General features: G+C 58.0%; 12 protein-coding genes. 2 read left to right on the top strand and 10 right to left on the bottom strand.

Annotation, left to right across the window (positions count from 1 at the left end; all coding sequences use genetic code 11):
* Nucleotides 1–38 precede the first annotated feature (38 nt).
* The gene (locus DESLA_RS0115690) at nt 39–1,727 is read left to right on the top strand and encodes an aspartate:alanine exchanger family transporter (RefSeq protein ID WP_028573199.1); all 1,689 of its coding nucleotides are present in this window, start codon (nt 39–41) and stop codon (nt 1,725–1,727) included.
* A gap of 328 nt (nt 1,728–2,055) precedes the next feature.
* Here DESLA_RS0115690 and DESLA_RS0115685 read toward each other — a convergent pair whose 3' ends face one another.
* Together DESLA_RS0115685 and DESLA_RS20925 are read right to left on the bottom strand one after the other, a co-directional pair.
* Nucleotides 2,056–2,343, bottom strand: coding sequence for a helix-turn-helix domain-containing protein (locus DESLA_RS0115685; protein ID WP_156932994.1), 288 nt, complete (start codon nt 2,341–2,343; stop codon nt 2,056–2,058).
* Nucleotides 2,336–2,695 carry a YpsA SLOG family protein gene (locus DESLA_RS20925; RefSeq protein WP_051434750.1) on the bottom strand — a complete coding sequence of 120 codons (360 nt, stop codon included), beginning with the start codon at nt 2,693–2,695 and terminating at the stop codon, nt 2,336–2,338. The genes DESLA_RS0115685 and DESLA_RS20925 overlap by 8 nt, the downstream gene beginning before the upstream one ends.
* A gap of 264 nt (nt 2,696–2,959) precedes the next feature.
* On the opposite strand from DESLA_RS20925, the gene DESLA_RS23025 reads away from it, so the two are divergent.
* The gene (locus DESLA_RS23025) at nt 2,960–3,310 is read left to right on the top strand and encodes a hypothetical protein (RefSeq protein ID WP_156932993.1); all 351 of its coding nucleotides are present in this window, start codon (nt 2,960–2,962) and stop codon (nt 3,308–3,310) included.
* Nucleotides 3,311–3,541: 231 nt separating this feature from the next.
* On the opposite strand, the gene DESLA_RS0115675 is transcribed toward DESLA_RS23025, so the two are convergent.
* From DESLA_RS0115675 to DESLA_RS23020, 8 genes are all read right to left on the bottom strand, one after another.
* The gene (locus DESLA_RS0115675) at nt 3,542–3,811 is read right to left on the bottom strand and encodes a hypothetical protein (RefSeq protein ID WP_028573197.1); all 270 of its coding nucleotides are present in this window, start codon (nt 3,809–3,811) and stop codon (nt 3,542–3,544) included.
* Nucleotides 3,812–3,979: 168 nt separating this feature from the next.
* The gene (locus DESLA_RS0115670; protein WP_028573196.1) at nt 3,980–5,557 is read right to left on the bottom strand and encodes a hypothetical protein; all 1,578 of its coding nucleotides are present in this window, start codon (nt 5,555–5,557) and stop codon (nt 3,980–3,982) included.
* An 812-nt stretch (nt 5,558–6,369) separates the two neighbouring features.
* A complete protein-coding gene (locus tag DESLA_RS0115665) occupies nt 6,370–7,005 on the bottom strand; it encodes a hypothetical protein (RefSeq protein ID WP_028573195.1) in 636 nt (211 codons plus the stop codon).
* 83 nt (nt 7,006–7,088) lie between these two features.
* Nucleotides 7,089–7,916: an LvrA C-terminal domain-related protein gene (locus DESLA_RS21970; protein WP_028573194.1), complete on the bottom strand. Its 828-nt coding sequence runs from the start codon at nt 7,914–7,916 to the stop codon at nt 7,089–7,091.
* Between the two features lie 26 nt (nt 7,917–7,942).
* A complete protein-coding gene (locus tag DESLA_RS0115655; protein WP_028573193.1) occupies nt 7,943–8,485 on the bottom strand; it encodes a hypothetical protein in 543 nt (180 codons plus the stop codon).
* Nucleotides 8,482–10,947: a DUF3987 domain-containing protein gene (locus DESLA_RS21965; protein ID WP_051434749.1), complete on the bottom strand. Its 2,466-nt coding sequence runs from the start codon at nt 10,945–10,947 to the stop codon at nt 8,482–8,484. Before DESLA_RS21965 ends, DESLA_RS0115655 begins: the two co-directional genes overlap by 4 nt.
* Nucleotides 10,948–10,952: 5 nt before the next feature.
* On the bottom strand, nt 10,953–11,159 hold the full coding sequence (locus DESLA_RS23730; protein WP_028573192.1) for a helix-turn-helix transcriptional regulator: 207 nt from the start codon (nt 11,157–11,159) through the stop codon (nt 10,953–10,955).
* 206 nt (nt 11,160–11,365) lie between these two features.
* On the bottom strand, nt 11,366–12,013 hold the full coding sequence (locus DESLA_RS23020; protein WP_156932992.1) for a hypothetical protein: 648 nt from the start codon (nt 12,011–12,013) through the stop codon (nt 11,366–11,368).
* Nucleotides 12,014–12,073: the final 60 nt, after the last annotated feature.

Genomic DNA, 12,073 nt, shown 5'->3' with positions numbered 1-12,073 from the left:
TTTGCAATGACGCTGGAAAGCGATTACGGATCGCTTCCATGGTCATCGACGTCGTCTCGCTGCTCCACGCCAACAACCTGCTGGTATTCTTCCTTGTTCTTGGCCTGGGCTACCTGGTCGGCAATCTCAGCTGGCGCGGGTTCGAAGTGGGCGCCACTTCCGGGGTGCTCTTGGCCGGTTTGTTCTTCGGCCACTTCGGATTTCAGGTGCCCCACGCCGTGCAGGAAGTCGGGTTCGTCCTGTTCATCTACTCGGTGGGCTTGCAGGCCGGTCCCCGTTTTTTCAGCGTCTTCGCTCAGGACGGCTTGAAGTACCTGGCCCTGTCCGTGGTGGTCGTACTCAGCGCCATGGGCGCGGCCCTGCTCCTGGGGGCCATGCTGGAACTCGGCCCGGCCATGATCGCCGGAATGGTCGCCGGCGCGCTGACCAGCACGCCGACCCTGGCCGCCTCCGAGGCCGGAATCCGCGACGGCCTGGCCCACGCCCTGTCCCCGGAACAAATCGAAGTCCTCCTGGGCGACCTCACGGCCAGCTACGCCATCACCTATCTTTTCGGACTGGCCGGATTGATCGCCTGCATCCGGTTCCTGCCCAGATTGCTGCGCATCGACCTGCCGGCCGAGGCCGCCAAGCTGACCCGGGAGAGCCGGAGCGGCTTCGGAACGGACGATGGCGAGGAGCAGGATCTGGAAGAGAGCCGCAGCCTGCGGGTCCGAGCCTTTGAAGTCGTCAATCCGAAAATCATCGGCAAACCGCTCCGGGACTTGCAGTTCGTGCGGACCACGGGGTGCGTGATTCAGCAGGTTCGACGCGGTGACGAACTATTCCTGCCCGACGCCCAGACCACCCTGCAACACGGCGACCTGATCGCCGTGGCCGGGCCGCTGGCCAAGCTGGAAGGATTGACCGACTCCATCGGTCCGGGAACCTTCGACGCCCACCTCCTGGAAACCCCCATCGACACCGTGGCCGTGGTGGTCAGCAAGCCAGAGGCCGTGGGCAAGCGGATCAGCGAGTTGCACATTCCCGCGGTCTACGGCTGCTTCATCACCAGGGTCATCCGGACCCAGGTGGAACTGCCGGTAAGCCTGGATTTTCAGGTGGAAAAGGGTGACGTACTGGTGGTCACAGGCCTGAAGAACCGTCTGGAGCGGCTGGTCAGCGCCTTCGGATACGTGGAACGCCGGTTCGTGCAGACCGATCTGCTGACATTTTGCTTCGGCATTGTCGGCGGCATGTTGCTGGGCCAAATCAGCGTCAAAATCGGCGACGTGGCCGTGGGACTGGGCACTGCAGGGGGCCTGCTCTTCGCCGGGCTGACCATCGGCTTCCTGCGCTCCATGCATCCGACCTTCGGCCGGGTCCCCCCCGCGGCGCGCTGGATTCTGCGGGAATTGGGCCTGCTTTTCTTCATGGCCGGCATTGGGGTCAAGGCCGGGGTGGGCATCGTGGACGCCCTGCTGTCCGTGGGCCTGCCGCTCTTTCTCAGCGGAATGGTGATCACCCTCACCCCGGTCGTCGTCGGCCTGCTCTTCGGCCGCTTCGTGCTCGGCATCCAACCCGCCCTGCTCCTGGGAGCCATCACCGGCGCCATGACCAGCACCCCTTCCCTGAACGTAATCACCCAAGCCGCCAAAAGCCCCATCCCCGCCCTGGGCTACGCCGGAACCTACACCTTCGCCAACGTCTTCCTGGCCCTGGCCGGAACGGTGCTGGTCTACCTGTAATCCTCCACTCCACGCCCGAAAAAAAATCCGCCGCTTCCTTCTTCAAGGAAAACGGCGGATTTTTGGATATATTGGCGGAGAGGGTGTCACACAAAAAACATCTTCAAATACATATTATAATTAAATAAAAATTATAAATAAAATATTTTTGCACCATATCGTGATCCATGCGGCAAAAAAATGGACCTCGATTATCAAGCCGCCTATGTTACCAGATGATCCCTTCGCCCAACACTTCGCGCAAGGCTGCCTGAACGACATGGCGATGATACAAGGGCATATCCTGGCAGTCACTGGTTGCAGCCAGGATGAAAGTCCCCGCTGAACGTCACCCCTGGCAAGGCTTCACTGGGGACTTTTTGCGCTTGGGCTTGGGCTTGGGCTTGGAATATATCTTGGCTAGGATTTCCGCAGCCAGGGAGGCCACCTGATCCTCCTCGAGGCGGGAGCGGCGCTTAAAGGCGTGGATCACATCCACGTCAATCCGCCATTGCCCGCTGGGCAGACGCCAGCCATCCAGTTTTCCGGTCTGGAGATAACCCCGGACTGTGTCCGGATGCAGCCCCAATTCACGGGCCGCCTTGCCCACGGACATTGCTCCCACGCCGTTATCCATGGCAGGCCTCGGCCTTGACCGGATACGCAGCCAGGGTATGCACCAGGATAAGGCCCATGCCCGTGCCGCCCGTGGGCTTACCGTGGCAGAAGATCAACGTCCCGTCGGAGTCAGGAACATTGGCTTTCGTCCTGGCCGGGTAGCCCTTCGTCCGCCAGTCCTTCTCCGGGTACTTGTCCGGGATAGGGCCGACCTCGGACAAGCGCCCCTTCGGGCACCAGCCGCCGCACTCATCCCCGAGGGCATGCGCAGCATCAAGGTCGCCATGGTCCGCGCCGGTCTGGCCGCCTAAGGCAACACGCTCAAAGATTTTGGTCCGGGGTTTGCGGTAAGGCGTAGGGTATTGACTCATGGCATGATTCGGGTTGGAGGAAGGAAGAAAGCCCAATGCCACAGGCGAGGTTTGGTACACAGTCCGGGGCTAAGCAGACCAGACCTACACTTAGTCGTTTCGACCTGGGAGCGGGCTTCGATAATCGAAATACTGCCGACAAACAACTAGGCCAACGGAAATTAAGTTATATTGTAAGCAACACGGTTGACTTTCGAGGAGTTTTGCCACAATCGACTGGATCATTTTTAAATTCGTAAATTATTATGAGCTAGGAGTTGGAAAATGAAATTGCCAGCAATGCGATGGGCTGACTTTTTTCGAGTTAATCAAGAGAAAAAGCTTGGGCGAAAATTTCTGGAATGTTTTGCTTGTGGAAAATATTATCCAGAATTTTTGATGCATTCTCGGGGTATGTCAATCCCAATTCGGAGAACAGGAAAGCTTGCTTTGATTTATAGAGGAACCGCAAAAATTGAATATATTTGCTCAAATTGTGTTAATTGGTTGGTGAAAGAAATGCTTGAAAAAGCAAAAATAACAATTGAAAATGATGGCGTTAAATATGCTGAAGACTATCTGAAAGAACCATCATGCAGTCATAGAGAGCATTCACCTTGGAAAGCTCCGTTGTGATTATGCAGGGGTGGAGCAACTTCAGCGACTGCGCTCAGTAACGATACTGGAACCGCCGCTGGGAACACATCCAAAAAACGAGAGGTCAGATCCTATTCCAAGAACGCAATGCGCCCATCGCCAGTCTGGGCGACTTTGAGCCTCGTCACCTTGTCAACACACGTCCGGACAACGTGATTGCCACGGCTGGCCTGGTCGAGGATTGCCACTTCGCGCATGAAAAGATGATCTCTACAGATTCTCGAACAGGTGTTTCGACCTGCCCTTCATCTGCTCGTGGGCCTCTTTCTTGTCCCTCCTGAGTGATTCGATCTCGGAGGGCGTCAAGAGACGATTGATTGAGGACGCGGGGCTGTCATCCTTCCCTTTGGCCGGGGCTTCAGTCAGCCCTTCGAACAAGTGCTTGAACTTGCCTTTCCCGTAGCCTAAGACTCTCTGCGCGTCCTGTCTCAGCGCCTCGATCTCGGCGGGAGTCAGGCGATTGCCTTTGTCTGGCTGCATGGCGTGATCCATGTTGGAGGGGGAAGAAGGAAAGCCCGGTGCAGCCGGTGAGGTTTGTGCTCATCCGGAGCTACGCAAGCCGCGCCTGTCTGTAGTCGTCGCGACCTGGGAGCGGGCTCTCCGTAACCAAACATGAAACGGTTTGAGAGGCAAGACCTTTCAATCTTTTCAGTCTTTGAAGGCTTCGCGGAAAACCTGCAGGTCCGTTTCCCCATGTTGTTGCGGGAATTGAATCACTTGGTCGGACACAAAGGTTTCGCGCAGACGCTTGTTGTCAATCACGTTGCGCACGATAATTCCGTCATGCCCGAGACCTCGGACATGCTTTTGCAGGCGCTTTGCCGCAGCCGGTATGCCCGCGGGGTCGTTGTAGGCCTCGATGCTTGTTGATTGCAGATGCGGGGCCTTTGCTGTGTCGGTCAAGGCCATCCACTCCCGGGCCGACGAGATAACCAAGGGATTCTTGAGACTGACCTTGACTCTTTTAACCTCACCGTAGGGCCTGGCGTCAGCCTCGGAGAATGCAGCATACATTCCGTCACCGAGAACGGGAACAGCCCGACCTTCGGACACGGCCTCTTGCCCGTAAACATCAGCAAGGCTTGCCCCTTCGCCGCGGTAAGCCTCAATTTCGAAAGGTTGACCTGTTTTCGCGGAGGCAATGACATCACTCTCCGGAGAAATCACCATGTCTTCAGTCAAAGGGACCACCTGACCCTGCTCCGTCTGCTTGCCCCTGTTCCTGGCCGCGTTGCCCGCAAGAGCACCACCACCGGCAGCCAGGGAGGACAGGACCATTGACGAGGGGTAAACGCTTTGAAAAGCGTCACGCCAAGATAAATCCCCTTCGGCTTGGCCATGCCGGGCCAGGATCGGATGTTGAAGTTTCGCGGTAACGGTCTCGGTCCCCAGCTCTCCTCCATAGATTTTCACAACTCCGTGAAGGATTTTCTTTCCGAACCCCTTTCCGACTCCCCGGAAGATTGATCCGATGCCAGACAGGGCCAGGAGGTTGCCAACCGCCTCCGGACCGGCTTCGGCCAAGGCATGTCTCACCACATCCATGTTGACCCTTTGCAAATACTCTTCACGCTCTTCGTCGTTCATTGGTCGGCCACGCTCCAAGCGCAGGGCCTCGTCCATCGAATCAATCAGAAGGTCGCGTGTTCTGGCTCTGTCCATGATGAAAGCGGAAGCGCCAGCCAAACCCAGGCCTCCGGCAACGGTCCCGACCGGACCCGCCAAGGACCCGGCAACCGCTCCGGCCAATCCTGCCCCCATGGTCACGCCCGTGCTTCCAGTGCTGGCCGATGCGTCAACAATATCGCCCCTTGTAATCGGCGGGGTCAGCCCAAGAATCGAAGGAAAGACATGCTTTGCCGCCTTATCCCCGAGTTCTTCACGTCGCTGGGAATGCCGCAGCTCTGAAGCCTCGCGGGATCGATCTTGCCAAGTGTGCCGTGCGCGTGGATCTGAATCTTCAAGCAAATGCCCAAAGGCCCCAGCAACATGAACCGGCACGTCAAACAAAAGCCCGGCAACATCCCTGACGCCACCGGCGAGATCATATCCGGGACGCGCCGGTTCACCTCTGCGACGCGCCTCCATGGCGACAACAGCATTGGCGCGTTCTTGTTCCGATAGCGGCCTACCAAGGAGACGCTCAAGCAAACCAGCTTGGCGACTGCTCAGGAAGTGATTGTGTTCCTCTTCGTCCCAAAGAATACGTTCAGGATCAATAGGCATACGGTTTTCTCCTGGTGTTTGCGATAACTGTGATTACAGCCAGCGGTTTTCGATCCAAGCCAGAAGGCCTATGGTCAGATACTCCCGCCCTCGCGGCCCATATCGAAATGGCGTCGGGCCTCTACTTCGGGCATCCAAACGCCGTAGATAACGGGCTGTGAACAAACCGGGGAATATGCTCGTCGCTTGGGACCGTGTGACCCACTCTGGCCACGCCTTTGCTAATTCGGCCAAGCTTGGAGAAATAGGCCCAATTCCTTTCGGACCAGAGGCTTGTGGATCTACCCCAAGGGCGGAACGATCCTGGATCTTGGGAATATCATCACCACTACAGACGGAACCTCTGACCCGGGGGGCCGTCGGCTCATCCCACGCGCTGGGATGTCCGAATGGGTCGTTCAAATCGTAATCATGCACGGCTGATTCTTGCTCGGGCCTCTGCCAACCGAAGGGCTGCCGCCGCTCTTTGCTCTACCGAAACTTCGCGCCTTCTGAGCACGGGCAGAGCCTTAAGGTGGCCCCCGGTTTCGCTCCAAAACCTGGCTTTAAGCTTGTCTCTTCTACCCGTTGGCCTTGTGGTCAAAAGCGGGCAATCCCGCGACGTGCAATGTAAGACGCCATCCCAATCGCCGCCGCAGCAATCCAAACACTTCAGAGCCAAGCAATCCTTTAGCGTGGCTTGCAATTTTTTCATGTTCTTTCTCCTGTCTCGTTAAAGCGTTCCGGGGGGTAAAAAATAACTTTCGGGGCCTGTGTGCGGCTAGTGTTCGTGAAACTGGTAAAATTGTGTTTGAAGGTTTTTTGCTTACTAATTACGCATCGCCAATGACGCAGGCCTTCCGGAGCGAGACGCTACTACAACAATTCACACCAAAAATGTCCGCCGCCTCGGTCAAAGGCTTCCCGGAACGAAGGAGGTCCATCAGCTCGTCGTCGGAAAATCTGCGGGCTCTGATCGCCATGGTCGATTTCTTTTCCAGGATGTTGCGCTCGGGAATTTTTCGGGCCGGGTCGGTTCCGGCCAAAAGGTTTCGGCAAAAAATCCAGTCACGTTTCCAAGAGGGGGAGTCTATGGGGAAAAATTTTTCCGCGTCGCCTGGACGGGGGCGTGGGGGGTCGAAGGGGGCGGGGGGTGGGGGGCAGACCCCGGACCCGTCGGACCCGGCCCGGACGCCGGCCACGCCGCCGCCGGCCAGGTGGACGCGCAGCCCCAAGAGCCCATGAGCCCGTCCGAACCCCCGCGCAACTGATACGTAATCAGCAGGCCGGACACCCGGAACCCGCATAGATGCAGGATCGGACATGGCCCTGTCCGGATTATGTCCGGAATCCTCCCCGAAATCGGCCCCGATCACGCTCGATCCCAGCCCCATTTCCAGGCCCGAACCCTTGCCCGACTTGCGCAAGAAACCCCGCCGCCCTGCTTGATCTTCCCTTTCCTTCCTCATGTTTCCTTGCTCCCTTGCACTCTTCCGCGTTCCCTTTGTTTGACCCATGCAAAACTTGCCCCTCACTTGCCTCGAATTGCAGGTCATTGAGGCTTTATATCTTCCGGCCATTCTTCCTCGAGAATCCAGTCCGAGTTGGGAACCGTGGACCAGTCCTTCGGCCTGTCTTCTTCCTCACGCCAGTTATAGCCCGTGCTCCCGTATCCATACGGCTCATCGTTCCACCGCTCGCCATTGATCCAGGTGGTAGGATGGGGGACATACCTCCCGCCTTCCTTGGTCCAGTCTCCGGACGCCTTCCATTTCTCGAGCTGTTCCAGGATGTAATCAATCGGGGGCTTCCTCATGGCCCGCTGCCATGCCTTGAGGGCTTCCGCCTTTTTCAGCTTGCGAGGGTAGGCATCCCAGAACCGGACAAACTCGGGGTCGATGACCGTATCTCTTTTAACACCCCTTTCCCCCCTGTTCCCCTGTTGTGTATAGTATGGCGATCCGTGAGGCCGCCGCGTGGCCGCCGCGTGGCCGCCGGTGTGGGCTTCGTAATTTTTTGGGTCTTGATATTTCTCAAAATTTAAGATGTTTATCACTATGCCGCGTGTGGTCTTCGTTGTGGTCGCCATCAAGGCTTCCGCAAGGCTTCCGTACGCCCTCCGTACTTCATCCCTTGTGGGCCTGATTTTTCGATAACCGGAGAACCAAGACATTGCGTCTCTCATCTCTTCAATCGTGGTAAAAACTTCACCAACTCGATATTTGCTTGTGGGCTTCCTACGCGCCTTGCATAGCAGCCATATCCACAACTTAAAGACCATCGGTTGCTTGTTCATCAGGTCGGATTCAATGATTTGCCGGGACAGTAGAACATATCCACCAGGAATTTCGGGTACGCTAATTTCTTGATTTTCTGTCACTTTATTTTCTCCATCGGAATTATGGTCTAGATGATCCGCCGCTTGCCAAGCAGGTGGTCCAGGTCGCCCACATCCAGCAGCCGAAACAAATCCGGCCACGCCTCTGACCAAAGGCCAGCCAACCAAGCCAGGGAATCAGGATCGTCACGGAACCCTGGGGCAGCCCACCAAAGCCCGCCGCTCTGATCGGTGTGCAGGGTTACTGCTCCACGCTGGGCCAGTTCTATGAATTCACGGGCCGGGTTACCTGTACGTTCTTCAGAATCCCGGTTTACCGTGCCAAAAGTGCCAGAAACCTCCTTGCCCTGATTATTGGCACTTTTGGCACGGTGATTTCTGATTTCTGGTATTGAAACACTGTTTCCGTTGGGGCAGTTGATGTTTTGTTTTTCAGAGAGGGGGTTTACCGTGTCAAAAGTGCCCAAATTACCATCAACGCTTTTTCCAGAATCCCGGTTTACCGTGCCAAAAGTGCCAGAAACCTCCTTGCCCTGATTATTGGCACTTTTGGCACGGTGTTTCGGGATTTCTGTTTTCGTTTTTTGCGCCCAAGCGTTCGCAAATATCATGGTGTCGCCTCCAGGGTTTCGGGCCGGGTTTCATATCGCGGGGATGGCCTTCCACGCCCTGGGGCTGCAGGCAGGGGCCGGATGTATCCGCGCTCCTCCAGGGCCTCAAGGCCAGGCCGCAGGTCATCCATACAGGTGAATGATCCATGAAGCGCCCTCCAGCATTCCCGCGCCGTGAACGTCCGTGCCCGGGTGCGCCTAATCCAGTCCCGAGCCTTAATGGCCGCCCGTCGGGTAGGGTCCGCGCCCATGCGTCCCAGCGCTTCCCTTGCATGGTCAGCCAGCAGGGCCGCCAGGGTCAGGGCCTGTTCCACGGTTTCGGTGGATACGGTCCGCTCGCTGGGAATGTCCGCCGTGACACAATGGAACAGCCCGGCCAACCGGGCCGCCGCGCCCGGCAGCTTTCCCGCCCAATCGGTCATGGTGGAAAAAGCGCCGTCCGGGCCAAGCTCGGCCTCCACGGTCCGCGCAAAGTCCAGCCAGCGGGCATAAGCTCCCGGTGACAAGTCCAGGGTCAGGGCCGCGCCTCGCAGGTCCAGCAGCCGCCGGATGCCCTCGGCATAGGTCCGGGCTGTATGCTCCGGGATGGGCCGGGCCTCCATGTCTCGATGCCCCAGCCGGGAGTCAGGGAGTATGTACTGGATGCGTGCGATCACGCCACGCCCTCGGAATCCCGTTTTGTTGGTCAGGGCCTCCAAGATTTCCGGTTGCGGGGTCAGGGTCAGGGTCAGCCTGGGGGATGCCAAGGCGATTGAATCCCGCGCCATGCGGTCCACTCGATAGGGCTCGGCACAATGGGCCTTCAGGAAGAGGTCGAGGTTTGGGATGTTGTTGGTTGAATATCGCCCGAAACTCTCGAAAAAGCCGCCCTCAGCGCTCGCAATGCCCAGCGCCTCGCCCTGGTCGGCCATGATCTTGGCCAGCCGCTCCGGGGTCACGTCGTCGGCCAGTAGCTGCGGGGGTGCGGGGATGTCGGGCAGGTCAAGCTCGTCCTGGGCAATGGCCTCAATTTCCCGGTGCAGTTCGTCGCGGTCTTTGATCTTGGCCAGCTTTGCCCGCTTGGCTTCGATCATCTTTTCCATGGACTTGCGCCGGGATCGTGCCGCCGTGATCTCGTCCAGCATGGCAAGCCGTCGCTCCTGTTCCCACTGGTAGAGGGGGCCAAAAGCAGCGCTCAGGGCCGCCGATTTCCGTTCGCCGGGCAGCAGGGGGGCCAGCAGGTAGAGGTTGACGGGTTCAGTGTAGCCGTGCCGGATTTCGATGTGTTGGATTGCTCCAGCCGCAGCCGTCGCAATCGCGCCAAGGGTTGAGCAGACGGCCAGGGCTTGGGGTACCTGGATCGCCTCGGCCATGTCCGCCGCATATTGCCCAGCCCACCCGGGCAGGGTGTCGCAAGGGATGGCCGGGGCCTCGTGGTCTCCATAGGGGATCAGGTTCGGCCACTCGTCCGGGGCCTGGGCCGGTCCGGGTTCCTGGACCTGCTCCAGGGCCGCCCGGGTGCGCTCCAGCCCGTGGGCAAGGTGATGGTCGTTCCAATCGCATGGCTTCCCGCCCATGTCTGGCACGGCCAGCAGGCCGGAGACCGTCCGCGCCGCGTCCTGGGCAGCAGTCAGGCCGGGGTTGCCTTGGGTTTCGGTGTCATTGTCCGCGCAGATGGTGATCCGCCGATCCTGGTATCTCTTGCGGGCAAGCTCAGCCACGCGCCGGAGGTTGCCTGCATTGAAGGCTACAAGGACGGTGCAGCCGGTGGCCTCATGGATGGATGCGCCGGTAGCCAGGCCCTCGCAGATCGCCAGGGTTTCGCCGCCCTTGATCGCAAACAAGCCGCCGCCGGTCTGGCCGCCCTTGAGGAAGCGCTTTTGACCGTCCGGGCCGATGTATTGCAGCGAGACGATTTTTCCGGAGTCGTTCATGATCGGGACGATCAGCAGTTTTCCGGACTGACGCAGGCCGGGCAGGGGCTTGATGCCCTTCTTGACCAGGTATGGATGATCCGGGGATGCAGGCCGCGCCCGGTCGTACAGGGATTGCGCACGTTCCGCCGCAGCCTGTTGATCAGCAGCCCTCGCCCGGCGGGCCTCCTGCCGGGCCTGCTCGATCCGCGCCCGGTCAGCCGGGGTGAGAGGGGCGGAGCCATTGCCCGAGACGTATTGGGACCAGCCCGCCCGCCAATCGCCGCAGACCGCGCCCTTTGCGTCCGGCCAAACGAGCCACCAGCCGTTAAGGGATTCTGGCTTGTCGGCAGTGGGGCAGCGGTACAGGTTGCCGTCCGGAATCAGCTCACCGGTGTTCAAGCCATGCCGCTCAAAATCGGAGCGGATGGAGGCCAGGGATTCCAGGATTCCGTCAGTGGAAAAGCTTGCATTCTCGGGGGGAATGGGGCATTCTGAAGCTGTTCCACACAGCTTTTCCCCAAGCCCCGGTGCCCTCCCTGCGCCGGGGTTTTCATTTTCAGGAGGCATGGCGATCACCTCCCTGCCGCTTGGTCTAACCGAGCAATTGCCGCGTCGATTTCGCTCACCCACCAAGCCGAAACACGGGGAGAGAGCTTTACAGGCGGAGGCATTTTCCCCTGCTTGACCCATAACCAAAATGTGGACTTCCCAATTGGCAACTTTTCGGGGATGATTCCATTGATTCTGACTAGTCTGTCCGACGGTGTCGTGTGATCCATGTGTGTCTCCTGGATTGTGGTGGATGTGTTGGAGACAATGGAACCATGACACGGGGCATGACGGTCAATAATTGCCACGCGCCCTACCGAAAATAAACATGCCGCGATATTCTGAATGGTTATGTTCGTGATAGACAAAAAAAAGAGGCGTCCGTAATGAACGCCTCCTGTGTCATGGGGTATGTCAATGTCAGGGGTGACAGCTATTATTTTGGGGCTGCCTGACCTAGAAGCCTTTGCATGCTCCGGATGGCTGAATCTCTCTTCATCTGGCCACTATCAAATTCTTCCTGAAAAAAACCGTATTTTTGCATGATATTCCATAAAGTGTTTTCGCCGTGCCCTGCCGGTATACCTCGCGCTGACAGCTCTTTCCTTTCAGCTTCGACAAACAAGGGCCATTTTTCCTTTGGGATAGAGCAAGGAACCTTTACATGTGGACCGGCCTCTTCACTCGAAGTCTGATCCTCTCGATTGTTCCGCGGAGGATCAATCCGCACCTCGGGGTTCACAACTCCAGCCGGGCGGGGTGCACGGGCGGGGAGCATTTCAGAACGACCAGTCTTTTGAAAAAACGCAATGACTTCATCCTTCAAAAACTTTTGACTATCGACCGTCTTCAACAGCCTCTCTTCATCATGTCCGTAATGGATTGAGGGAACGTAAGGGCTACCGTCAGAGTGCCAGCAATTAGTTTTTCTGTAATCTAGAGGGTTACCTTGACGGTCATATACAGGCAAACCTTCTTTCACAAAGCCTAGAAGCTCCCGCTCCAAGAGTCTGAACACTTGCCTCAGGCCGTAGCCGGGAAACCAGCGCTCTCTCTCCCAATACCGCAACAATTTTTCTTCCATCGAAGCCCCTCACTTCCCCTGATGGTGAACCCGGCCAGGCCGCCCAGGGTCGGCGGTTTT

Source organism: Desulfonatronum lacustre DSM 10312 (assembly GCF_000519265.1).
Taxonomy (GTDB): domain Bacteria; phylum Desulfobacterota; class Desulfovibrionia; order Desulfovibrionales; family Desulfonatronaceae; genus Desulfonatronum; species Desulfonatronum lacustre.
The sequence above is the reverse complement of the archived record's forward strand: the minus strand, read 5'-3'. Positions and strand labels throughout refer to the sequence as shown.